Consider the following 24124-nt stretch of genomic DNA (forward strand, 5'->3'; position numbering starts at 1 on the left):
CCCCAAGAGACAATATGAAATTCGTTGGTGTGGTGCTGCCATGTAGGGCGGCGAATGCGGCGGTTTGCCCGACACGCAATTAGACCAGGCGAATATGGCGCCGGCGCCGCCGTGATCAGTCATTCGTCTCGAAGGGGCACTTCCTTGCCAGAGCGTGACTCTGTTTTTGTCGTCGATGACGATCCCTCCATCCGGACCAGCGTGAACAGGCTGCTCCGCGAGCATGGCTTTGCCGCGACGCTCTTCGACTCTGCTGGAGCCTTGCTCCATCACGGCAGCTTCGACAAGGCGATTTGCATCGTTCTCGATATCGACCTGAACGGAAGGTCCGGCATCGACCTGCGCCGGCAACTGGCCGAGGAGGGTGTCACAGCACCGGTGATCTACATCACCGGAAATGACAGCTCGGCGAACCGCGCCGCCGCGGTCGCGTCCGGATGCATTGCCTATCTGGTCAAGCCGTTCACGGCGGAGTCCCTGATCGAGTCGGTGGCGCGTGCGTCGGCTGCGTAACGCAGCACGGCCGCTCATTCGTCGACATATTGCTCCAACGTCCTGGCCGGTGCGCCCTTGTGGACGGACGCGAACTGCGCCAGCGGCACCGAGGTCGTCAATGCCAGCAGGTTTGAATCGACGACCTCGAGGACAAGTGTCTTCCCTGACATCATCTCCTTGATGATCGCGGGAGGCGCGACGTCGGCCGCAATGCAGGCGTTGGTCAGGCACCAGCTGTAGGGGATGCGGAGGGGGCTGCCCTGGTCGACGGTCAGCTTCGCCGGCTGTTGCAGGTACATGCCGACGGGCACGAAGAGCTGCAGCCTTGCCGAAGGAGTGCCCTCGCGCTCGATGAGGTCCACGCGCACGGCCGTCTGGCCGGTTGGAAACTTGCCGGTGATTGACGTCCGGCACAGCGTCGGCGCACCGCCTGCCTTGAAGCAGAGCTTCTGCCAGTCTCCGTAGACGATGTCCTTTGCCTCGCGCTGGCCGCGCGTCGCGACCTCGGCGGGTTTATCGGCCTGCGCGGATTTCGGCGCGGCGATGCCGGCACATGTCGCGCTTCCGGCGACCGCGACGACCAGCAGGCCAGAGAGACAATTGCGGGGACTTGGCATGATGTGCCTCCGAACCTGAACTCTATTTCTGCGCGTCGAGGAACTTCGCCACCAGCGGCGACCACAGCGGGATCGCGTCCGGAGAGCCGATGAAGAAATGGCCCTCGTTGCCGAAGGGCGGCATCAGATGATATTCGGCGCGGCCGCCAGCCGCCGTGAATGCTGCATGCATGCGCTTCGACAGGGCCGGGCCGAAGAACGTATCGTTTTCGATATAGAACCACAGCATCGGCACCCGCGAGGTCCGGCCAAAATCCGCGGTCGCTTCGACCAGTCTGTCCGGCGCGCAGTTGTTGTTGGGCTTGCCGTCGACGCGTCCGCCGCGACCTGCCGCAAAGGTGATGATCGCCTTGACCTGCGGCGGGTTCACGCTCGAGAGCGCAATGGAAGCCCAGCCGCCGGCGGACTGTCCGATGACGACGACGTCCTCTGGCAGAACGCGTTTCTCGGCGATCATGTAGTCGATGATCCAGAGATCGGCCAGCGCCAACGCACGTCCGGCGTCACGGAAGTTCGGGTTGGTGCATTTGCCGACCTTGGCGAAGAACGGCCCGTAGAGACCGTGCTCGGGAATGTCGATGGCGGCTGCGCCATATCCGGTGCCGACCGGCGCCACGACGAAATAGCCGCGTTTGGCGAACCACTTCGCTGCATCGCGGAATTCCACCAGCGGAAAGAAGCCGCGATCGACCGGCTTGAGCGACACGCCGTGGTTCATGATCGCGAGCGGGAAGGGGCCGTCGCCGACGGGCCGCACCACATAGGCGAACATCGGAAGCGGCAGCGGCAGCGCCCAGATCTCCTCCTGGATGCGGACATTGTCCTCGGCGCGCACCGGCAGGACGAAGGCGGCGAGGGTAAGTAGAGCCATCACGAACGGTCGGATGATTGCGGCCAATTGCCTGCGCATCGTCGCCTCCGTCAGCCGGTGTAGGTGAGGGCCACGATAATCGGGCCGAGTACGGTCAGGACGACATTGCCGACGGCGTAGGGCACAGCGACGCCGAGCACCGGCGTCTGGCTCTCGGCGACGTCGCAGGCTCCGGTCACCGCAGCATCGACGGTCATGGCGCCCGCCAGCGCACCGCAGGTGATGACCGGATTCATGTGCACCACATAGCGCGCAAACAGCGTCGCGACGATTAGCGGCACCAGCGTGACGACCAGGCCCATTCCGACCAGCAACACCCCGTGGGCCTGGATCGCAGTCCAGGCCGCGGCTCCGTTGCCGAGACCGATGGCGGCGATGAAGCCGCCGAGCCCGAGATCGCTCAGCGTCTGCTGCGCGGCGGGCGGCAAAGCGCCGATAGTCGGCCGGCGCGACCGCAGCCAGCCGCAGACGAGGCCCGCGATCAGCGCGCCGCCGCCGCCGCCCAGGGTCAGCGGAATACCGCCGACCTTGAAGCTGATGAGGCCTGCGAGCAGGCCCGCCGCGATACCGGTTGCGAGAAAAGCGATGTCGGCGCGGTCGCCGGAGCGCAAGATCTGTCCGACTTTCGTGGCGGCGCGCTCGATGTTGCGGGTGCTGCCGACGAGCGTCATGACGTCGCCCACATAGACGCGGGTATCCGGGCCCAGGGGGACCTCGCGGCTCATCCGGGTCAGCGTGCGGAGATAGACGCCGCGTGCGTCGTTGCCGACGCGTTCGGCGATCTCCTTGATCGACCGGCCATGGAGATCGCGGCTGTCGACGAGGACGTTGATCACGTTGCCCGGAATAGCCTTCAGAATCTCGTCGGCATCGATCTCCTTGCCGATGACCGGCTTTGCAGCGACGAGGGACGCCGTTCGCCCGGCAATGACGATGTCGTCGCCCGATTCGAGAATGGTGTCGAGGCGCGGCTCAACGTCGGCTCCATCCCGCACGATTCGCTCGACGACAGTGCGGCTGCCGATTTCCTCTTCGATATCCTTGACCGTGCGTCCCGCGGCGGTCGAGACCCGATAGGCGCGCGCTTGGAACTTCCGATAATGGAGATTTTCGTTCTGTGGCGGATTGCCGCCGGAAAGCTCCGCCTCCAGCTTCGCCGCCTCCTCCTTCAAATCGACCCCCATCAGCTTCGGCGCGACAAACGGCACGTACAGGAGTGTGAGGATGTAGCCGAGGACGTAAGTGACGGCGTAGCCGGCGGCGATGTTCGCCTCCTGCTGCTTAAAGGCGTCGTTGGGCAGGCCGAGTTGCGCCAGCGCGCCAGAGGCGGTGCCGATGATGGAGGATTGTGTCAGCCCACCGGCGGCAAGTCCCGAGGCCGTGCCCGGATCGAGCTTGAACGTGAAGGCGAATATCAGGACGAGGATCAGACCCGTGCCGCCGAGCACGAGCGCCATGACGACCTGCGCCAGAGTGCGGATGCTGAGGGACGCGAAGAACTCTGGGCCGGACCGGTAGCCGATCGTGAACACGAACAGACTGAACAGAATCACGCGCAGCAGCGAGGGGAACGTAAAGGTCCCGAGCTGGCCGATGAGCACGGCGACGACCAGGATGCAGGCCGTCGTTCCGATCGAGAAGCCGCGAACCTTGACGCGACCAAGCACCGTACCAATCGCAATGGCGAGCAACAGGAAGATCTCCGGAGCCGTGGAGATGATCCACCTAACGGTGCCCATGGCGCATGCCCTCCAGCAATTTCCGCCGAATCTGGTTCATGGAACCAGGCGACGCTTGATCCAGATCAATCCTCCCCCAAGGCAAGCTGTCGCCTATGGACCCATGCAGGAGTTGGGAGAGCCGATGTTTCGGACATGAGCACGATGGATATCGCCGCTGCTTCGTCGATACGCCGCGACGAGACGGTGCAAATTGCGTTGTTGCTCGCCTTCGCCGGCGGCTATCTCGATGCCTACACCTGGATCATCCACGGCGTGATGGCCAACGCGCAGACGGCCAATCTGGTTCTGCTTTGGGTCTATGGTTCGATCGGCATCTGGCCGGAAGCGCTGCATTTTGTCCCACCGATCCTCGCTTTTGCGGTCGGTATCGTGGTCGCAGCGTGGCTTCGCCGCGCGACCGGAGACCGTGCCAGCCCCATCAGCACGTTGATCGAAATCCTGCTGCTGATTGCCATCGGCATCTTGCACAATCGCCTGCCGGACCTCGCCGGCACGCTGGGCATCTCGTTCGTCGCCGCCATGCAGACCGCGGTCTTCACCAGGGTCGAAGGTGTGGCCTACAGCTCGGTGATGATCACCGGAAACATGCGGCAGGCAATTGAAGGCGTATTCGCCGCGGTATCCGGAGGCGGTTCGTTTCGGCGCTCTGGTATTTTTGCCGCACTATGCGGCACTTTCGGCCTCGGGGCCGCCGTCGGTGCCTTCGCGACCAAGCAGATTCCAAATCTGGCGCTTGGTGTCCCCGTGATCGCTCTCCTGACCGTGCTCCTGGGCTGTGAAGCCCGCCGCGCCGAGGCCCGCATATGAACGCGTTCGGGCGGATATCGCGGTTCTTTCCGCCGGCGACCTGGCTCGCGGACTATCGCAGCGCCTGGCTGCGTCCGGATGCCATCGCCGGCATCACGCTCGCGGCCTACGCCATTCCGGTGTCGCTCGCCTACGCGACGCTGGCCGGATTGCCGCCGCAGATCGGCATCTATGGCTATATGCTTGGCGGGATCGGCTACGCGCTGCTCGGGTCGTCGCGCCAGCTTGCGGTCGGTCCGACCTCTGCGATCTCGCTGATGATTGCGGCCACGGTCGGGGCGCTGGCCGGCGGAGACGCGGCGAAATATGGCGAGATCGCGAGCCTTGCCGCCTGCGCGGTGGCGCTGTTGTGCCTGATCTCCTGGCTGTTCAAGCTCAGCGTTCTCGTTCGCCTGGTCAGCGACAGCATATTGGTCGGTTTCAAGGCCGGCGCCGGGCTCACCATCATCATGAGCCAGTTGCCGAGCTTGTTCGGCGTCGCCGGAGGCGGTCACAATTTCTTCGATCGCGCCATCAAGCTCAGTGGTCAGCTCGGCGACACGAAGCCGCTCGTTCTGGCGATCGGGGCGATCGCGCTGCTGCTCCTGCTGCTCGGAGAACGGCGTCTGCCGGGAAAGCCGGTCGGACTCACGATCATGGCGCTGTCGATCGTGTTTGCGACGCTGCTTGGCCTTGCGTCCCTCGGGGTGCCGGTCACCGGGACGATCCCCGAAGGGTTGCCGGCGATTGGAATACCCAGGTTTGGTCTGCTCGAGCCCGACGAACTTTTCCCGTTGGCCGCGGGATGCGTTCTGCTGGCCTATATAGAGGGTGTCTCTGCGGCTCGCAGCTTTGCCGCCAAGCACGGCTATGCTCTGGATGTCCGGCAGGAGTTTTTGGGGCTGGGGGCGGCGAACCTGGTCGCCGCCTTCGGCCACGGCTATCCCGTCGCCGGCGGCCTGTCGCAATCCGCCGTCAACGACAATGCGGGCGCGCGCACGCCGTTGGCGCTGGTGATCTGCTCGGCGACGCTCGCACTGTGCCTGCTGTTCTTCACGGGGCTGCTGACGAATCTGCCCAAGGCGGTGCTGGCGGCCATCGTCTTTGCCGCGGTCTACAGGCTGGTCGACGTCCGTGCGCTGCTGCGGATGTGGCATGTCAGCCGGATCGATTTCTATGCTGCGGCGATTGCCCTGGTGTCCGTCCTGCTCCTGGGAATCCTGCAAGGCGTCCTGCTGGCGGCCATCGCGTCGATCGTGCTGCTGCTGGCGCGCGCCTCACGTCCGAATGTGGCGTTCCTCGGCCGGCTCCCGGGTAGCGGCCGCTATTCCGACAATGCGCGGCATGAGGGTGTCGAGCCGCTCGTCGGCGTCATCGCGTTCCGGCCCGAAGCCTCGCTGCTCTACATCAATGCCGAAACGATCAGGGAGGCAGTTTTGGACGCCTTGCTCAGATCGGTCGATATCAAGCTGGTAATCTGCGACCTCTCCGCATCGCCCTACATCGATCTGGCCGGCGCGGGCATGTTACGCGACCTTTACGACGAGCTCGCCTCCCGGCATATCGCCTTCTGCATCGTCGGTGCGCATGCGCAGCTGCGCGATCTGTTGCGGGCGGAGGGGCTGGCGGAGAAGACCGACAGCGGCGACTGGCTGCGGTCGCTGGACAGCGTTCTTGGCGATGCTCAGCCCAACGATGCCCGAGGAACGGTCTGATCTCTCAGCTGCCCTCCAATCGGTCAGCGATGGCCTATTGCGTTGCAAAGAGGCGTCGCCGGCCATGCTCCCGGCCCCGGCATATCGCGCGACCGTTGACTTGGATCAATGGAGCAAGCGGCGCTGCACTCACGATCCGGCATCACTCATGCCCTACGGCTTGATATGGATCGGGAGTGAAACATGTCCAAAGACGCCAAGCCCGCGCAGAAGCGCATCGATCAGTTCCTGTCTGGCCCCGGTGGACGGGCGGACGACTGGCGCGATCTCGTGGAAGCCGCAAAGGTTTGGGCGCGCGGCGGCGATCGTGCGAAATACGATGCCGCGCTGGCCGATCTCTCCGTGACGGAAGAGTTTCACGGCTATCCCGGGCTGCAACTGATGGGGGCTCTGCGGGAAGCGGCCGCCACTGGCGATGCGGCAACGTCGCTCGCCCTTGCGACACGGCTGACGCAGGCCCTGACGACGAGGTCCTTCCGCCAGCATGCCGGCGACTGGAATGTGAATGACGAGGATAATGGTGACGCCTCCGATCTGGTGCCGCAGGTGTTCGGGCAGCACACCGCACATCGCCCCTACTTCGAAACCCTGATTGTCACCGGCCTCTCGTCCGGCAAATGGCCCGCGCTCGTCAATGAATGGCGCAAGCTGCGGCGTCCGGTCGATTCCTTCGTCTATGAGCCGGTCATCGTCGGCAGCCTCGAAGACGCATTCTGCGCCACGATGCTCAACCCCAACATCGCAGCCGTCGTCATCAACGAAGGCTTCACTCTGCGATCGCGACACGACGCGCCGATCTTGCGCACCATGACCGCCACCGCGGGCCTTAATGACGAATCGGATGCGTCCGCACTGCGGCTCGCGCATATCATCAAGCGGGTGCGTCCCGAGCTTGACCTCTATCTGATGTCCAATCGCGACGTCGAGGCGATGGCGGGGGACCCCGAAGCCAGTGTGGTCCGGCGGATATTCTATTCGATCGAGGAACTCCTGGAGCTCCATCTGTCTATCCTCGAAGGCATCCAGGACCGCTTCGACACACCGTTCTTCGACAATCTCAAGAAGTATGCGCAGCGTCCGATCGGGACGTTCCATGCGCTGCCGATCGCGCGCGGCAAATCGGTTTTCAAGTCGGACTGGATCCGCGATATGGGCGAGTTCTACGGCTTGAACCTGTTCCTGGCCGAGAGCAGCGCGACCACCGGCGGCCTCGACAGCCTGCTGGAGCCGACCGGCAACATCAAGAAGGCGCAGGACAAGGCGGCGCGTGCGCTCGGCGCGGATCGCGTGTTCTTCGTCACCAACGGTACCTCGACCTCGAACAAGATGGCGGTGCAGGCGCTGCTCGCGCCCGGCGACATCGCGATCGTCGATCGCAACTGCCACAAGTCGCACCATTACGGCATGGTGCTGGCCGGCGCCCAGCCGATCTATGTCGAAGCGTTCCCGATGACGGCATATTCGATGTATGGCGCGGTGCCGCTGAAGACGGTCAAGCAGGCCCTGCTGAATGCGAAGGCGGATGGCCGGCTCGACCGCGTCAAGATGCTCGACCTGACCAACTGCACTTTCGACGGTCACATCTACAACACCCGCCGGGTGATGGAGGAATGCCTCGCGATCAAGCCCGACCTGATCTTCCTCTGGGATGAAGCCTGGTTCGGCTTTGCACGCTTCTCGCCATACCTGCGGCGGCGGACCGCGATGGGTGCCGCCAATGAGATCGAGGCCTGGATGCACGACCCGAAATCGGTCACGGCCTACGAGAAGCAGCAGGCCGAGCTCGGCAAGAACCCGTCGAACGAGGTGCTGCTCAAGACCCGGCTGATTCCCGATCCGCGTCAGATCCGCCTGCGCGTCTACCAGACCAACTCGACCCACAAGTCGATGTCGGCGATCCGGCAGGGCTCGATGCTGTCGGTCAAGGACGTCGAATTCCATACGGTCGAGCAGCAGTTCAAGGAGGCGGTGTTCACGCACGCATCGACCAGCCCGAACCAGCAGCTCATCGCGAGCCTCGACGTGTCGCGGCGCCAGATGGAGCTCGAGGGCTATGGTCTCGTGGCCAATGCGATGGAGATCGCGTTCGCTATCCGTAATGCGGTCAACAACAATCCCCTGATCTCGAAATATTTCCGCATCCTTGGTGCGGACGCGATGGTACCCGCGCAATACCGCCAGAGCGGCTTCACCGACTATCTCGCGGCCGGCACGAACTGGGCGAACATCCTGAAGAGTCTGGACGACGACGAGTTCTGCCTCGATCCGACCCGGATGACGCTGGTGTGCGGCACCGCCGGTTACGACGGCACGCAGTTCAAGGGCATCCTGGCGAACGAGTACAACATCCAGATCAACAAGACCTCGCGCAACTCGGTGTTGTTCCAGTCCAACATCAACAACACCCGCAGCGACGTCGCGCATCTGGTGAGGGTGCTGGCCGAGATCGCGGGCGAGGTCGACCGCGGACTTGTCCAGGGTGGCGCCAATGCGAAGAAGACATTCGAGGCGCGGGTCAAGAGCCTGATGACCGACGTGCCCGACCTGCCGAACTTCTCGCATTTCCACGATAGTTTCCGCGGCGATGCCGGCACCAAGACCAACGAGGGCGATATCCGCAGCGGCTTCTACTCGGCCTATGACGCAGCCGGATGCGAATATATCCGGCTCGGCGATCCCGAGATCGACCGCCGCCTGAAGGCCGGCCCCGATCTCGTCTCGGCCAGTTTCGTGATCCCGTATCCGCCGGGCTTCCCGATCATGGTGCCGGGCCAGGTCATCACCCAGGAAACCATCGACTTCATGCGCAAGCTCGATGTGAAGGAAATCCACGGCTACGACGCCAAGGAAGGCTTGAAGCTCGTACGCACCGAAGCCTTGGCGAAGATCGGCCGGCCCAAGCCGGGCGCCACGCCGAAGCTGAAGGCCGCATCATAACAGGGGACGGTCATGCAAGGCTTTTTCACGTTCTTGCAGCAGAACCCGTTTCTGCTGCTGTTCTTCGTCGTTGGCCTTGCCGTCTGGATCGGCCGGGCCAGCATCAAGGGCTACGGCCTCGGCATGGTCGCCGGCGCCATCGTGGTCGGCGCCGGGCTGGCGGTGTGGGCCTCGACCTACGGCGTGAAGCTCGAGCTCAACAACTTTGCAAAGAGCTTGTTCTATTACCTCTTCATGTACGGCGTCGGCCTGCGCGTGGGGCCGTCCTTCATCAACAGCCTGAAGGGCGATGGCCTCAAGTTCTGCATCTTGGCGCTGGTGTCCAGCGTCCTTGGTCTGGCGCTCGTCGTCATCTGTTCAAGACTCTTCGCGCTTCCGATCGGCGCGGCTGGCGGCATGCTGGCGGGGTCGCAGACCATGTCGGCCGCAATCGGCTCGGCCGAGCAGGCGATCACCTCGGGCGTCGTCAAGCTTCCTGAAGGCATGAAGCCCGAGGATGCGTCGGGCATGATCGCGCTGTCCTACGGCATCACCTACATCTGGGGTACCGTCGGCATCATCCTGATCTGCAAGTACCTGCCGCGGTGGTGGGGCGTCGATGCCAAGGCGGCGGCCAGGCAGTACGAGAAGGAGTTTGGCGTCAAGGATCTCGAGGGCGGCGGCCTGACCGGTTATCGGCAGTTCGGTCTGCGTGCCTATCGGCTGGAAAATCCGACGCAGGTCGGCATGAGCATCGCCAAATTCCGCTCGATCCATCCGGAGTACCGGATCGTCAACGTGGCGCGCGGCGGCGAGCCGCAGGGAGCCGATCCTGCGTTCGTGCTGCAGAAGGGCGACGTCGTCGCGCTCGGCGGCTCGACGGAGCATCTCACCGACAAGATGGGCCTGATCGGCCCCGAGGTTGCCGACACCACGGCGCTGGGCATTCCCATGGATCAGGCCGACATCCTCGTCACCAACAAGGAGATGGTCGGACGCACCTTTGAATCCTTCCGCGACACGGCGATCGCCGGCCAGTTGCAGGTCACCAAGGTCGAGCGTGGTGGTGTACCACTTGCCGCCGGTCTCAAGACCGAGCTGCAGCGGATGGACATCGTCTCGGTAGTCGGCCTCAAGTCGGCCGTCAACGAACTCGGCGAGATGTGGGGACGCATCGCGCGGACCAATACGTCGACCGACCTGCTGACGCTGGCCGCGGGCATGATCCTCGGTTTCTTGATTGGCATGATCGAATTTCCGGCCTTCGGTGCCAAGATCGGTCTCGGCAATGCCGGCGGTCTGTTGCTGTCGGGCGTGATCGTGTCGTCGCTGGTCTCGCGGCTGCGCTTCTTCGGCAATACGCCGAACGCGGCGCGCAACGTGCTGGAGGACCTCGGTCTCGTGGTCTTCGTCGCCATCGTCGGTGTCAATGCCGGTGCCGGATTGCTGGCGCAGCTTACCGGTGCCGTTGCCTTGAAGATCTTCGTCGCCGGCTTCATCGCCTGCACGATCCCGCCGTTCATCGTCTGGGCGATCGGCTATCACGTCTTCAAGATCAACCCGGCCGTGCTGATGGGCGGCGTTGCCGGTGCGCGGTCGCACTCCGGCCCGTGCCGCGAGGCCGCGGTGGAGATCCAGAGCTCCGTGCCCTGGATCGGATTTCCGGTCGGCTACGCGGTGTCGGGCATCCTGCTCACCGTGTTCGGTTACTTTGCGATGATCCTGGCCTAATAGCTCGACGTCATAACAAGAGGAGAACGTGAGACATGAGAAAAGTCGCCATCTATGCCGCCTTGGCCGTCTCGCTCGCGGGCGTCGCCGGTTTCAGTACGTCATCGCGTGCCGACACCGGCCAGGTTGCCGTGGTCTTCACCAAGGGCGGGTTCATCGTCGGCGTCGGTGGCGGCGAGGGCGTTCTGCTGTACCGGGGCAAGAAATATCCCTTCACCGTCTCAGGCATGAGCGTCGGCTTCACAATCGGCGCCTCGACCACCAAGCTCGTCGGGCGCGCACTCAATCTGAGGGGGCCGGAGTCGATCGAAGGCTCCTACGCGGCGGGCGGCGCGGGCGGCGCGGTTGCCGCGGGCGCCGGAGCCGTTCAGTTGCAGAACGGCAATGGCGTCATCCTCCAGCTCAGCGGGCCGAAGGTCGGCGCGGAAGTATCGGCTGCGGTTGGCGGCGTCACGATCCGGCTGAAATAGGCCCGGGAGGGCGCTCAAGCTAAACGGGCTGCGTCATCGCAGCCCGTTTCGCGTTTCAGTAGCGTTCCTCGACGAACTTCAGGCCGCGCAGGCTTGCCTGGTCGTTGTAACGTCCCTTGTGGGACCGTGGCGGAAGCTTGACCTTCTCCCGCTTGACTTCCTTGTAAGGGATAGTTCTCAGGATGTGCGAGATAACGTTGAGCCGCGCTCGCCGCTTGTCGTCGGAGCGGATCAGTCGCCACGGTGCATGCTTCGTGTCGGTCGCCTCGAACATCATGTCACGCGCGCGCGAGTAATCGTACCAGCGCCCGAACGACTCGGTGTCCATCGGGCTCAGCTTCCACTGCCGCAGCGGATCCTCGATACGCGCCTTGAAGCGGAGCTCCTGCTCCTCCATCCCGACCTCGAGCCAGAGCTTGATCAGGACGATGCCGGCGTCCACGGCGAATTTCTCGACCAGCGGACACAATTCCAGGAAGCGCTTGTGTTCGGTCGGCGAGCAGAAGCCCATGACGTATTCAACGCCGGCGCGGTTGTACCAGCTGCGGTCGAAAATCACGATCTCACCGCCGGCCGGGAATTGCTCGATATAGCGCTGCAGGAACAGCTGGGATTTCTGCCGGTCGGAGGGCGCGGGCAGGGCGCAGACACGGAACACGCGCGGACTCACCTTTTCGGTCAGCGCCTTGATGGTCCCGCCCTTGCCGGCCGCGTCGCGCCCCTCGAAGATGATGATCACCTTCAGTTTCTGGGCTCTGACCCATTCCTGAAGGTGACACAACTCGACCTGGAGTTTTTCGAGCTCCTTCTCATAGTCCTTCCGCTTCATCCGCTCCACGGGCGCGTCCTTGGCCATGCTCAATCACCCCAGGAAATGGTCACGCCGATGTCGCCGGGAACACCGCCTGGAAAATCGATGATCTGATACGCGATGCGATAGCCGCGCGGTTTCAGGTAATCGCTCCAGAGCTGGAAGATTTCCTTCGGAATTCCGGTCAGGGTGTTCTCCCAGCCCGCTTCCATCTGATTGATAGCGCGGCCCTTGTCGGTGCACAGCGTGTTGGGGAAGCGATAGACCTGAACCTCGGTCAAGCCGTTCCGCACCGCACGCTGGATGATCGTCGAGGCGAGCTTGATCTTCTCGTCCTCGGTCTTGCCAGAAGGCTTGCTGAGGCGTTCAATGAGGGCGTGTTTCTCGGCTTCGGCGGCGGCGGCAAGGCGCGCATATTCGTCGGCCTTCGCTGCCTCCTTGAGGGCTGCTTCCTTGCGGATCTGCGTGGCGCTGGGGATGAGATCATCGATGCCGGGCATGGCAGGCGGCTCCTGTTGTTGCACGTCAACTTTCAGGCGAGGCTAGGTGGGGCCGTTCCAGGCCCGTTGATCCAAATCAAGCAATTGCGCCACCCGATACCGACACTGCATTCGACGCATTCAAGTGGAAACGCGCCTGTCGAGGAGAGAACGTTGAGCGAGCAACTTCATCCGATGGCCCCGCATCATCTGCCGTTCTATCTCGCGCCGGGAAGCGGGGTGGACCCGCTGATGGTGGTGATGGGGATCTTCCTGATCGGCACCGTGCTCTGGGTGGGCACGCTCTATTGGAAGCTGCACAGCCTGCCCGAGCGCATGGCGCACAAGTCGCAGAAGCTGCAATTCGAGATCGTGGCGGTGCTGGGCATCATCTCGCTCTTTACGCACTTGCACATTTTCTGGGTGGCAGGCCTGCTGCTCGCGATGATCGACCTGCCCGATTTCGGCACGCCGCTGCGCAGCATTGCCGGCTCCGTCGAGAGGATCGCTGACGCCGCTCCGGGCGACGGGCGCGAACCCGAGCAACCGAGCCCCCCACCGGCAGAGAAGTCAGTCCCCAAGGAGAAGGAGCGCAGCCATGTTTGAGCTCATGTTCTGCTCCCTTCTGACCATCCTGCCCGACTATCTCTACCGCCGCTATGCGCAGGGCAAGCGCTTCGGCAAGGAGATCACGTTCTTTTCCATCTGGTACGAGCTGCGATGGGGCATCACCGGCTGCCTGATGCTCACGGTGTCGCTCATCACCATGATCTTCTACTTTCACCCGTCAACGACCTCGGCGACGCTCTATTACCGTACCGTGCCGATCCTGCCCGAGGGCTCTGGCCGGGTCGCGGAAGTCAATATCGGCTACAGCGAGGCGGTGAAGAAGGGCGACGTGCTGTTCAGGCTGGACGGCTTGAAGCAACGCGCGGCTCTGGAAACCGCCAGGCGGAAGGTCGCCGAGGTTGATGCGTCCCTGACGACCGCGGAATCCGACGTGGTCAAGGCCGACGCGCAGATCGAGGAAGCCAAGGCCAACCTTCAGCAGGCCAAGGATGAACTCGACGTCAAGTCCGAGTTGCAGCGTCGCAATCCCGGCATCGTGCCGCAGCGCGACATCGAAAAGCTGCAGGTGCTCGTCAATCAGCGGCAGGCGGGGGTCGACGCGGCCACGGCTTCCAGGCAGTCGGCGGCCTTGCGCGTGTCGACGCTCCTGCCGGCCGAGAAGGCCAGTGCCGAAGCGGCGCTAGCCGAGGCGCAGGTGGATCTGGACAAGACTTTTGTCCGAGCCGGTGTTGACGGTCGCGTGGAGCAATTCCTGGTCCGCGTCGGCGACGTGGTCAATCAGTTGATGCGACCGGCGGGCGTGCTCGTGCCGGAGGGCGCCGGCCGGCGGGGTCTACAGGCGGGCTTTGGTCAGATCGAGGCTCAGGTTTTGCAAGTCGGCATGGTGGCGGAAGCGACCTGCATATCGAAGCCGTGGGTCATCATTCCGATGGTTATCACCAGTGTGCAGGACTACATCGCGGCCGGACAGTTCCGAAGCGGAGAGCTGCTCATCGAGGCGCAGAATGTCGCGCAACCTGGCACGATCCTGGCTTTCATGGAGCCACTCTATAAAGGTGGACTTGAAGGCGTGACGCCGGGCAGCAGCTGCATCGTCAACGCCTATACCAGCAATCACGAGGAGATCTCGGCGAAGGAGACCAGCACCGGCCGCGCCATTGCCTTGCATGTCGTCGACGGCGTCGGGCTGGTGCATGCGATGCTGCTGCGCATCCAGGCGCTGCTGCTGCCGATCAAGACGCTGGTGCTGAGCGGGCACTGAGGTCCCAGGTCGAATTGTTTCGCGAACGGACCGTCCTGCGTGCAGCTTGACCGCGTCCTCGGCACTGTCGAAGCGGCCCAGTTCTCGCTAGAATTGTGGTCCGGAGGCGCCGGAGCGCGGCCGAGGCGGAGGGGAGCGGGCGCATGACCAGGGCGTCGGTCAAGCAGTGGCTGGTTGCGACCACGCTGTTGGGTCTCGGCCTGTTGCTCGCCGCGTGCATGCTGTCTGGGCCCGCGCGAGCCGCTGAGCCCGGCTCGGCTGCGCGCAGCGAGCCAAAGCGCGTGCTGATCCTGCATTCCTTCGGGCGCGAGTTTCGCCCCTGGAGTGAATATGCGCGGAGCATCAAGGCCGAACTCGGGCGGCAATCGCCCTGGCCGCTCGACGTCCAGGAGCACACGCTGCTCAGCGCGCGCTTCAACAATCCGGGCCCGGAAGCGCCCTTCGTCGAATATCTCAGTTCGCTCTACCAGGGCAAGCCGCCCGACATCGTGCTGAGCATCGGCGCACCCGCGGCGCGGTTCGTGCAGAGATACCGTGCGAAGCTCTTTCCGGAAGCGCCGACGGTGCTGACCGTGGTCGAACAACGGCTGGTGAACCGCCCGGATCTCACCGAGAATGACGTGGTCGTGTCCGTCCGCAATGATTTCGTGGCGGCCTTCGAGAACATTCTCAAGCTCTTGCCCGATACCAAAACGGTTGCCATTGTGGTCGGTGCCTCGCCCCTCGAGAAATTCTGGATGGACGAGGTGAAGCGGGAGTTGAAACCGCTGGAAGGCCGGCTCGACCTCGTCTGGTACTCCGACCTGCCGTTTGAGGAGATCCTGAAGCGCGCATCGGCGCTTCCGCCTCATTCCGCGCTGTTCTGGGGGCTGATGTTGGTCGATGCCGCCGGCAATGTCCACGAGGGTGATATCGCCCTGCACAGGCTGCATGCTGTCGCGAACGCGCCGATCTTCTCGTATCAGGAGCCTTTCTTCGGCGACGCCAGCGTCGGCGGTCCCATGCACTCCGTCGCCGAAACCAGTTCGAAGACCGTCAGTGCCGCGATCCTCGTCCTCGGTGGCGAGAAGCCGACCCGCATCAAATACGAGCCGATCGGATTCGGGCCGCCGAAATATGATTGGCGGGAGTTGCAGCGCTGGGGGATCAGCGAGACCAGTCTGCCGCCGGGGAGCGAAATCCTGTTTCGTGAGTCGACCGTCTGGGATCGCTATCGCTGGCAGATGCTGCTGATCACGGCCGTGATTTTGATACAGGCCGGCTTCATCGGCGGGCTTCTGAACGAGCGCCATCGCCGTCAATTGGCCGAGATCGAGTCGCGACAGCGCCTGGCCGAACTCGCCCACGCCAACCGGTACTCGGCCGTCGGCGAGTTGACGACGTCGATTGCCCACGAGCTGAACCAGCCGCTCGGCTCCATTCTGACCAATGCCGAGACGGCGGAGCTCATGCTCAAAGCCACTTCACCCGACATCAACGAGATCCGCCAGATTCTAGCTGACATCAGGCGCGACGATCAGCGGGCGTCCGAGGTCATCCGCAGGCTTCGCAGCGTCCTGAAGAAGCGGCCGTTTGAAATCAAGGACACCGAACTGAACGACACGGTACGGGAAGCAATTGGCCTGGTGACGGCGCTCGCCGACGGGCGCCGGATCACGCTGGCTTACGCGCCAGCCGCCGCGGAGCTGCACGTCAAGGGCGATCCCGTACAGCTGCAGCAGGTCGTTCTCAACCTGATCATCAATGCGTTGGATGCGGTCTCCGAGGCGGACATGAAGAAGCGCGAGGTCAGCGTATCGACCGGGCGCGCCGGAAGCTACGCCGAGATCCGGATCGCCGATACCGGTTCGGGCATTGCGGTCGGCGACCTCGCGAACATCTTCACTCCATTCTTCACGACGAAGCCTCAGGGCATGGGTATGGGGCTTGCAATCGTCAAGACCATCGTCGAGGCCCATCACGGCACCATAGCCGCCGAGAACCAGCCGTCGGGCGGCGCGCTGTTCACGATCAGGCTCCCGATCATCCACTAGCGCAGACGTTTTGTGCTCGCGCGGCATTGCTCTCGCGCCGCAACACGGCGGCGAAGCAGCCCTTCGTTGATCTTGATCAATAAACGCCCATGCCGCGGCCCGATCTTGATGGCCGGAAAGTTCGATGGAGGAAGGTATGTTTCGTTGCGGCAAGATTCTGATGGCGCTTGCGTTGATGCTGACGATGCCGATCACCGCAACCGCGCAGACAGCTGACAAGCCGGCGGCGCCAAGCACGCAGGCACAGCCCGCAAGTCCGCCTCCGCCGAGCGCCGAACTCCTGAAACCCGAGCAGCTCGAGGCGCTGGTGGCGCCAATCGCGCTCTATCCCGACGAGCTGCTGGCCAATGTGCTGGCGGCATCGACCTATCCGCTGGAAGTCGTGCAAGCCGATCGCTGGCTGAAGGAGCGCAAGACGCTGAAGGGCGATGCGCTGAAGGCCGAGGTCGACAAGCAGGCCTGGGACGACAGCGTCAAGGCGCTGGCGAGCACCGCCGATGTGTTGTCGATGATGAGCGACAAGCTCGAATGGACCCAGAAGCTGGGCGACGCTTTTCTCGCCCAGCAACCCGATGTGATGGATGCGATCCAGCGCCTGCGCAACAAGGCCTATGACAACAAGAAGCTGGTCACGACCAAACAGCAGAAGGTCAGCGTTCAGAGCCAGGAAGGCAAGCAGGTGGTCGTCATCCAGCAGGCCGATCCCGCCGAGATGTACGTACCCTATTACGATCCGGCGACGGTCTACGGCGCCTGGCCCTACGCGGAGTATCCGCCCTATTATTGGGGCTATCCGTCCTATATCGGCGCCGGCGTGGTCGCAGCCGGTATCGCCTTCGGCACGGCCTGGGCGATCGGGCGCTGGGGCAATTACTGGGGCGGCGGCTGCAACTGGGGCAACCGCAACGTCTACGTCAATCATCGCACCACCAACATCGCCAACGGCTGGCAGCACAATCCGGCGCATCGCGGCGGCGTGCGCTACAACAACACCAACGCCCAGCAACGCTTCGGCAACAACAATGTGAGGGCGGGCGCGTCGGATCGGATGGATTTCCGCGGCCGTGACGGCAACCAGGTGCTGCGTCCGAGCCAGGGTGCGGGAGATCGAGCGGGAGATCGCGCCGGCGACCGTGCCGGTGATCGTGGCGGTCCGGGTGACCGTGCAGGAGATCGTGCCGGTGATCGCGGCGATCGTGCCGGCAATCGCGGCGACCGGCCCGGCGGCGGCGATCGCGCTGGCGCGGGAGATCGTGCCAAGGGTGGTGGAGATCGCGCCAAGAATGCAGGCAAGAATGCGGGTAAGGGCGGCGGCGATCGTGCAAAGGCTGCCAACCGTGCCGGCGGCGGCGCTGCCGCCAATCGTGGCGGTGACGGCAATCGCGGCGGCGCGATGAACGTCTCCTCCGGTCGGGCGGCGGCCGCAGCATCGGCGCGCGGACGCTCCAGCATGGCGAGCATGCCGCGCGGTGGTGGCGGCGGGGGCTATGCCGGGCGCGGCGGCGGTGGCGGAATGGCCATGCATGGTGGTGGTGGTGGCGGCTTCCGTGGTGGAGGCGGAGGAGGAGGCCGCGGCGGTGGCGGCGGTGGCCGGCGCTCCGACATCGCGCTGAAGCACGACATCACGCTGCTCGGCCATCTCTCTAACGGCCTCGGCTATTATCGCTTCAGCTACATCGGCAGCGACAAGGCCTATGTCGGCGTGATGGCGCAGGAGGTGGAGCAGGTGATGCCTGACGCCGTGACGCGCGGCAGCGATGGTTATCTGCGCGTCTATTATGACAAGCTTGGCCTGACATTCCGCACCTACCGCGATTGGCTAGCCGACGGCGCGAAGATCCCTGCGGAGGTGACGCCATGATCGGCCTGAAATCGCTCCATCGGGCGATCCTGGCGGGCGTGGTGGCGCTCGCCATGCTTGGCTCGGCGGCACAGGCACAGCAATCCTACAAGACACCGGAGGATGCGGCCGCCGCACTCGCGGCCGCAGTCAAAAGCGCGCCGGGCGACATTCTGAAGGTGCTCGGCAGGGCCGCCGAGGATATCGTCTCGTCCGGTGACGAGGTCGCCGACAACGACATCCGTCAACGCTTCACGTCGATGTACGACGCCAAGCACGGCATCAAGGCGGAGGGCAACAAGACCGCGACCTTGATACTGGGGCCGGACGATTTCCCGTTCCCGATTCCGCTGGTCAACACCAAGACAGGCTGGGCGTTCGACACCGACGAGGGGCGGATCGAGGTGCTTCGTCGCCGCATCGGCCGCAACGAGCTCGACGCGATCCAGACCGCGCTCGCCTATGTCGATGCCCAGAATGAATATGCCGACAAGGATCGCGGCGAGGGCGCGGGTGTCTACGCGCAACGCTTCCTTTCCACGCCCGGCAAGAAGGACGGCCTGTTCTGGCGTGACGACAGTGATCCGAGCCCGCTCGGCGCGCTGGTCGCGGAGGCCTCGGCCGAAGGCTACAAGCAAGGCACAGGCGAGGGACCGGCGCCTTATCACGGCTACTACTTCCGAATACTGAAAGGCCAGGGTTCCGACGCGGCCGGTGGCGCGCTCAACTACGTCGTCAAGGGCAAGATGATCGGGGGCTTCGGACTGATCGCTTGGCCCGCCGAATACGGCAATTCCGGCGTGATGACGTTTCTCGTCAATCATGCCGGCACCGTCTACCAGAAGGATCTCGGCAACCGCACGGCGGTCATCGCCGAGCGCACCACGCTGTTCGATCCCGACCAGACCTGGAAGAAGGTCGATGCCGCGAAGCCATAAACCGGAACGCATGCGGCGCGCGACCGCAATCGGCCTTGCCGCGCTCGCGCTCCTCCTGCTCGCGATGCCGGCCACGCCGTCGTTCGCGCAAGCGAGCGGCCATGTCCAGGTGAGGTTCGTCAAGGCTGGCCTGCTGGTCGGAGGCGGCACCGGCAGTGGCGTGCTGAACTACCGCGGTCGGAACTATCCCTTCAAGGTCTCCGGCTTGAGCGTCGGCATCACGGCCGGTGCGACCGTCGGCAGATTTGATGGCCGGGCATCAGGCATCCGCGATGTCGGCGACTTCGTCGGCACCTATAGCTCCGTCGGCGGCGGCTTCGCACTCGTCGGCGGCGTCAACGGCGCCCATCTGCGCAACGAAAAGGGCGTGACGATCGTATTGCAAGGCCCGAAGGCCGGACTTGAGCTCGCCTCCAACATCAGCGCGATCACGATCGCCTGGAAGTGAGCGCCTCGAGCCTGGGGTTACCGGGCCGCGATGGCCGTCATCTCGAGTTTGACGCCTGGACCGAGATCGGCCACGCCGATCGCAGCGCGCGCCGGCAGGTGAGCTTCCGCAAAGTGCGCCTTCCAGGCCGCATTGAACTCCGCCTTCTCCTTCAGGTTGGTCATGAAGATGGTCACCTGCAAGACGTTGGCGAGATCGGAGCCGAGCGTCTTCAACAGGCGCGCCAGTTGCCCGAGGACGTCGTTGGCCTGGCCCGACATATCGAGGCTGGTGTCCTCGGGGACGATCCCGCCGATGTAGAGCACGCCATTATGCTCGACCACCTCGTGGAGGAGTCCTTCGTAGGGCAAGACGCGCTGGATCATGATGAGACCGATGCAGCTGTGGGGATGGGCGGCATATCGCACATTTCCATGTCGATGTCGTTTGAAGAGATTTCGCGACCGGGGTGTCCCGAAGGTCATCCAACAAGATATTGAAAATAAAGAATAAATTGTCTGAAGAATCGCCGCTGGCCGCGCGGTCGGACGGTCATCAAGCTGTACTTGCGCGCGGGAGCCCGGCGTTTCCGACGGCCCTGATCCCGACGACATCGGGATGCGGATCGGTATACTGCCACCGGAATCGACGCGGCAGCGGCTGGGCCCGTGCCGCGCGGAACAAGGATCAGACGATGGACGATACGATTGGCTTTCCCGACCCTGGCCTCGACCTGTCTGACGGCTTCAAGCCCCACACCTCGCATTGGGGCGTGTTTTCCGCGCGTCAAAGCGAAGCCGGACTCGAGGTCAGGGCCTATGCGGGCGACCCCGATCCGAACGGCATCATCGGCAATTTTCCCGGTGCGCTGCGTCATCAGGCGCGCATCGCCCAGCCGGCGATCCGCCGCGGCTGGCTCGAGCGCGGACCCGGCCCGGACGATCGCCGCGGCCGCGATGAGTTCGTCTCCGTCAGCTGGGAGATGGCGCTCGATCTGCTCGGCGACGAGCTCGGCCGCATCCGCGACACGCGCGGGCCGGGCGCTGTGTTCGGCGGCTCCTACGGCTGGTCGAGCGCGGGCCGCTTCCATCATGCCCAGAGCCAGGTGCATCGCTTCCTCAACATCGCGATGGGCGGCTATGTGCGCTCGGTGAATACCTATTCCTCGGGCGCGTCCTCGGTGCTGCTGCCGCAGATCCTTGCGGGCTACGAGGACATCACCAAGCGCAACGTCACCTGGGAGCAGATTGCTGAGAACACCGACATCGTGCTGGCGTTCGGCGGCATGGCGCTGAAGAACTCCATGGTGGCCGGCGGCTCGATCAGCAAGCATGTCGAGCGCGGCGCCATGGAAGCCGCGCGCCGGCGCGGCTGCGCGTTCATCCTAGTCAGCCCGCTGCGCGACGATCTTCCCGTCGAGGCCGGCGCCGAATGGATGACGTGCCTGCCCGGCACCGACACCGCCCTGATGCTCGGCATCGTCCACACACTTGTGAGCGAAGGCCTGCACGACCAGGCCTTCCTCGATCGCTACACCGAAGGCTGGCCCGTGTTCCTGCGCTATCTCAATGGCGAGAGCGACGGGCAGGCCAAGCATGCCGAATGGGCCGCCGCAATTTGCGGCGTCGATGCGGACGCGATCCGAGAGCTCGCGCGCCGCGCCGCCGGAAAGCGTGCGCTGATCACCGTTTCGCATTCGCTCCAGCGCGCCGAGCATGGCGAGCAGCCGGTATGGATGGGCATGGTGCTCGCAGCAGCACTCGGCCAGATCGGCCTGCCTGGTGGCGGCTATGCTTATTCGCTCGGCGCGATCGGCTATTACGGCCGCCGCGTCAACGACGTGCCGGGACCGACGCTGGGGCAGGGCCGCAACGGCGTGCGCGATTTCATTCCGGTCGCGCGCATCGCCGACATGTTGCTCAATCCCGGCACGACCTATCGCTACAATGGCGAGACGCGTACCTATCCGGACATCCGCCTCGTCTACTGGGCCGGCGGCAATCCCTTCCATCACCATCAGGACATCAACCGCTTGCGCAAGGCTTTTGCGCAGCTCGATACGTTCGTCGTGCACGAGCTCGCCTGGACCGCGACGGCGCGGCACGCGGACATCGTGCTGCCCTCGACCATGACGCTGGAGCGCGAGGACATCGGCTATTCGACCAACGATCCCCTGATGGTCGCGATGCACCAGATCGCCGAGCCCTTCGGCCTTGCGCGTGACGATTACGACATCTTTGCCGATCTCGCCGAGCGCCTGGGTGCGCGCGAACCTTTCACCGAAGGGCGCACGTCGCGGCAGTGGCTCGAACATCTGTACGAGCCGACTCGCGCCTCGCTTCAAGCGCGTGGCCTCGAGGCGCCTGATTTCGACGAATTCTGGCGGCGCGGCAGCCTGGTCGTGCCGCAACAGCCCGACGACGGCGGCCGGCTGCGCAGCTTTCGCGAGGATCCGGCCAATCATCCGCTGCCGACGCCGAGCGGGCGCATCGAGATCTATTCAGCCAAGATCGCTGCGCACGGCGATGCCGATTGCCCCGGCCATCCGGTCTGGCTCGACAAGACCGACATGCCGAAACCCGGCGCGCCGTGCTTCCTCGTCGCCAACCAGCCGGTGACGCGCCTGCACAGCCAGCTCGACTTCGGCGGCCATTCGCTGGGCGCGAAGCATCGCGGCCGCGAGGTCGCGCGCATGAATCCACGCGATGCCGATGCACGCGGAATCAAGGACGGCGACATCATCCGCCTGTTCAACGAGCGCGGCGCGTGTCTTGCCGCCGTCCATGTCACCGACGGCATCGCAGCCGGCGTGGTGCAATTGCCGACCGGCGCGTGGTACGACCCGATGGACCCCGAGGACGAAGCGCCGCTCTGCGTTCACGGCAATCCCAACGTGCTCACCCGCGACATCGGCACCTCGTCCTTCGCGCAGGGCTGCACCGGCCAGCTCACGACGGTCGAGGTGGAGAAGTTCACCGGCAATCTGCCGCCGATCCGCGCGTTCGATCCGGTGTAGGCGCGTCGCCGGGACTGCTGCGCCGTAGTGCGAAGGCGCCGGATTACGCTGCGCTCCATCCGGTCTACGCGAAATGCACTCGCAACGACGACGTGGAGGGAGTGTGAGTCATACTGCGCTCTCGTGCCCGTGCCGTAGCGCGTCCAGGACACGAGAGACACAAAAGAAAGGGGGCCGCCCTGTGTGGGCGCAGGGACGGCCCCGAGTGGCTCGCAGACCCGGGAGGAAAAGGGCTCGAGCCGGCGCGAGTGGCAGGGCACTCACGCCAAAGAAATCGCAAACCGGTCGAAGTGCAGATGGCGTGATGCCAAGTGCCTTGATCTCAAGTCGCTTGATTCCAAGTCCCTCGATTCCAGTTCCCTCGATCCCAATTCGCCTGCCGCCGCACGAACTACGCGGCTGCGCCGACCATCCAGTCCATGTCCGCGGCAGGGCGCCGCCGCGAAAGCGCCTCCGTAGCAGGCAGCACGGCCCTGCTGGCCAGACGCCAGCGTGCCGGTGACTCGCCGCTGATGCGCTTGAACACGGTCGAAAAATGCGCCTGGGTGCTGAAGCCGACGGCAAGCGCGATCTCCGCCAGCGGCCGCTCGGTCGTCGTGAGCAAGGTCTTCGCATGCTCGACGCGATGATTGAGCAGATATTCGCGCGGACGGTAGCCGGTCGCGGCGCGGAACTGTGCCGCGAAATGCATCCTCGAGAGGCCTGCGACATTGGCGAGCTCTGACAGGCTGATGCAGCGATCAAAGTGATCGGCGATATATTGCTCGACGCGGCGTAGCCGCCATTTCGGCAAGGCATTGACTTTTGAGCGTGGCAGCTCGAGCCGGGTCAGATGCATCGCAAGGGTCTCGCCGATGCAGCGCGCGAACTGCTGGTCCGCGGTATCGCCATGCTCGGTCAGTGCCTTGGCGAGCTCGGCTGCGAGCGGGTCGCGCAGCAGGACGAGGTCGTTGAGGCCCTCGGTCGCCGGCCGCGCCGCCGAAAAATGATCGGTGGAGATGTGGAAGTGCAGGAAAGCGCAGGGCGACTGGAATTGCACGCCGAGAAGCTTCGATGGCGCACTGACGTACAGCGTGCCCGCGGGCATGGTGCCGTCGAAGATGATCTGACGGTCCCGCGTCAGCTTTACCCGAGCGGTCTTCAGCGCGATGGCGACGAAATAGCGGTCCGCCGGCGTCGTCGCTTCGTGCGACGAGATGGCCCGAGAATCCTCCCATCGCGAAATCGTGATATCCGCGTTCAGGCCGCGGTCGATGTTGCGCCATCCGTTTTCCTGCGCGATTGCTCGCATCCCGTGCGAAGCCTCGCGATCACACCGGCTGGCGGGAAATTCGATCCAGGCATGCGCTGCTTGCAAGTCATTGAACATCGCTCGTCCTCTCCTGGCCTCGTCGCCGCTTGCAGCG

Annotated in this window: 20 protein-coding genes; 13 read left to right on the top strand and 7 right to left on the bottom strand. The window is 64.2% G+C overall.

What is annotated here, in order from left to right:
• The first annotated feature begins 111 nt into the window (after positions 1-111).
• Entirely contained in the window at positions 112-513 is a 402-nt protein-coding gene (locus AB7Z56_RS11605) for a response regulator transcription factor (RefSeq protein ID WP_283017294.1), read from the top strand.
• A 14-nt stretch (positions 514-527) separates the two neighbouring features.
• On the opposite strand, the gene AB7Z56_RS11610 is transcribed toward AB7Z56_RS11605, so the two are convergent.
• From AB7Z56_RS11610 to AB7Z56_RS11620, 3 genes are read right to left on the bottom strand one after another with little or no spacing between them, the layout of a single operon-like run.
• Positions 528-1112, bottom strand: coding sequence for an invasion associated locus B family protein (locus AB7Z56_RS11610; RefSeq protein WP_231142801.1), 585 nt, complete (start codon positions 1110-1112; stop codon positions 528-530).
• Between the two features lie 22 nt (positions 1113-1134).
• A complete protein-coding gene (locus AB7Z56_RS11615; protein WP_428841237.1) occupies positions 1135-2022 on the bottom strand; it encodes an alpha/beta hydrolase family protein in 888 nt (295 codons plus the stop codon).
• 11 nt (positions 2023-2033) lie between these two features.
• The gene (locus AB7Z56_RS11620) at positions 2034-3722 is read right to left on the bottom strand and encodes an aspartate:alanine exchanger family transporter (RefSeq protein WP_231142799.1); all 1689 of its coding nucleotides are present in this window, start codon (positions 3720-3722) and stop codon (positions 2034-2036) included.
• Positions 3723-3857: 135 nt separating this feature from the next.
• On the opposite strand from AB7Z56_RS11620, the gene AB7Z56_RS11625 reads away from it, so the two are divergent.
• The 5 genes from AB7Z56_RS11625 (at position 3858) to AB7Z56_RS11645 (ending at position 11343) form a co-directional block, all read left to right on the top strand.
• Positions 3858-4532 (top strand): YoaK family protein, encoded by a 675-nt coding sequence (locus AB7Z56_RS11625; RefSeq protein WP_231142798.1) that lies wholly within the window; start codon positions 3858-3860, stop codon positions 4530-4532.
• Complete coding sequence (locus AB7Z56_RS11630) at positions 4529-6226, top strand: SulP family inorganic anion transporter (protein WP_231142797.1); 1698 nt, start codon at positions 4529-4531, stop codon at positions 6224-6226. Before AB7Z56_RS11625 ends, AB7Z56_RS11630 begins: the two co-directional genes overlap by 4 nt.
• Positions 6227-6409: 183 nt before the next feature.
• Positions 6410-9163 carry a decarboxylase gene (locus tag AB7Z56_RS11635; protein WP_283017293.1) on the top strand — a complete coding sequence of 918 codons (2754 nt, stop codon included), beginning with the start codon at positions 6410-6412 and terminating at the stop codon, positions 9161-9163.
• Positions 9164-9175: 12 nt separating this feature from the next.
• Entirely contained in the window at positions 9176-10873 is a 1698-nt protein-coding gene (locus AB7Z56_RS11640) for an aspartate:alanine exchanger family transporter (RefSeq protein ID WP_063981861.1), read from the top strand.
• A gap of 35 nt (positions 10874-10908) precedes the next feature.
• Positions 10909-11343, top strand: a complete 435-nt coding sequence (locus tag AB7Z56_RS11645) for a hypothetical protein (protein ID WP_063981862.1) — start codon at positions 10909-10911, stop codon at positions 11341-11343.
• Positions 11344-11398: 55 nt separating this feature from the next.
• Here the strand turns inward: AB7Z56_RS11645 and ppk2 are convergent, their stop codons facing one another.
• Positions 11399-12199 (bottom strand): polyphosphate kinase 2, encoded by an 801-nt coding sequence (ppk2, locus tag AB7Z56_RS11650; RefSeq protein ID WP_231142794.1) that lies wholly within the window; start codon positions 12197-12199, stop codon positions 11399-11401.
• Between the two features lie 2 nt (positions 12200-12201).
• Positions 12202-12654 carry a hypothetical protein gene (locus AB7Z56_RS11655; protein ID WP_028149181.1) on the bottom strand — a complete coding sequence of 151 codons (453 nt, stop codon included), beginning with the start codon at positions 12652-12654 and terminating at the stop codon, positions 12202-12204.
• A 174-nt stretch (positions 12655-12828) separates the two neighbouring features.
• Between AB7Z56_RS11655 and AB7Z56_RS11660 the strand changes: the two genes are divergently transcribed.
• The 6 genes from AB7Z56_RS11660 to AB7Z56_RS11685 all read left to right on the top strand — a co-directional run bounded on the left by AB7Z56_RS11660 (position 12829) and on the right by AB7Z56_RS11685 (position 19723).
• Positions 12829-13239 (top strand): hypothetical protein, encoded by a 411-nt coding sequence (locus AB7Z56_RS11660; RefSeq protein WP_063981864.1) that lies wholly within the window; start codon positions 12829-12831, stop codon positions 13237-13239.
• Complete coding sequence (locus tag AB7Z56_RS11665; protein WP_283017292.1) at positions 13232-14464, top strand: HlyD family secretion protein; 1233 nt, start codon at positions 13232-13234, stop codon at positions 14462-14464. Before AB7Z56_RS11660 ends, AB7Z56_RS11665 begins: the two co-directional genes overlap by 8 nt.
• Before the next feature lie 143 nt (positions 14465-14607).
• Positions 14608-16497 carry a sensor histidine kinase gene (locus AB7Z56_RS11670; RefSeq protein WP_283017291.1) on the top strand — a complete coding sequence of 630 codons (1890 nt, stop codon included), beginning with the start codon at positions 14608-14610 and terminating at the stop codon, positions 16495-16497.
• Between the two features lie 136 nt (positions 16498-16633).
• The gene (locus tag AB7Z56_RS11675; protein WP_283018917.1) at positions 16634-18358 is read left to right on the top strand and encodes a DUF3300 domain-containing protein; all 1725 of its coding nucleotides are present in this window, start codon (positions 16634-16636) and stop codon (positions 18356-18358) included.
• Entirely contained in the window at positions 18355-19275 is a 921-nt protein-coding gene (locus AB7Z56_RS11680; protein WP_283017290.1) for a DUF2950 domain-containing protein, read from the top strand. Before AB7Z56_RS11675 ends, AB7Z56_RS11680 begins: the two co-directional genes overlap by 4 nt.
• A complete protein-coding gene (locus AB7Z56_RS11685) occupies positions 19259-19723 on the top strand; it encodes a hypothetical protein (RefSeq protein WP_063981868.1) in 465 nt (154 codons plus the stop codon). Before AB7Z56_RS11680 ends, AB7Z56_RS11685 begins: the two co-directional genes overlap by 17 nt.
• Before the next feature lie 17 nt (positions 19724-19740).
• Here AB7Z56_RS11685 and AB7Z56_RS11690 read toward each other — a convergent pair whose 3' ends face one another.
• The gene (locus tag AB7Z56_RS11690) at positions 19741-20088 is read right to left on the bottom strand and encodes a RidA family protein (RefSeq protein WP_039157651.1); all 348 of its coding nucleotides are present in this window, start codon (positions 20086-20088) and stop codon (positions 19741-19743) included.
• Positions 20089-20396: 308 nt separating this feature from the next.
• Between AB7Z56_RS11690 and AB7Z56_RS11695 the strand changes: the two genes are divergently transcribed.
• On the top strand, positions 20397-22718 hold the full coding sequence (locus tag AB7Z56_RS11695; RefSeq protein WP_354096541.1) for a molybdopterin guanine dinucleotide-containing S/N-oxide reductase: 2322 nt from the start codon (positions 20397-20399) through the stop codon (positions 22716-22718).
• A gap of 391 nt (positions 22719-23109) precedes the next feature.
• Here the strand turns inward: AB7Z56_RS11695 and AB7Z56_RS11700 are convergent, their stop codons facing one another.
• Entirely contained in the window at positions 23110-24087 is a 978-nt protein-coding gene (locus AB7Z56_RS11700; protein ID WP_283017288.1) for a helix-turn-helix domain-containing protein, read from the bottom strand.
• Between the last annotated feature and the right edge of the window lie 37 nt (positions 24088-24124).

This window comes from Bradyrhizobium sp. 482_C4_N1_8 (assembly GCF_052075965.1).
Classification (GTDB): Bacteria; Pseudomonadota; Alphaproteobacteria; order Rhizobiales; family Xanthobacteraceae; genus Bradyrhizobium; species Bradyrhizobium barranii.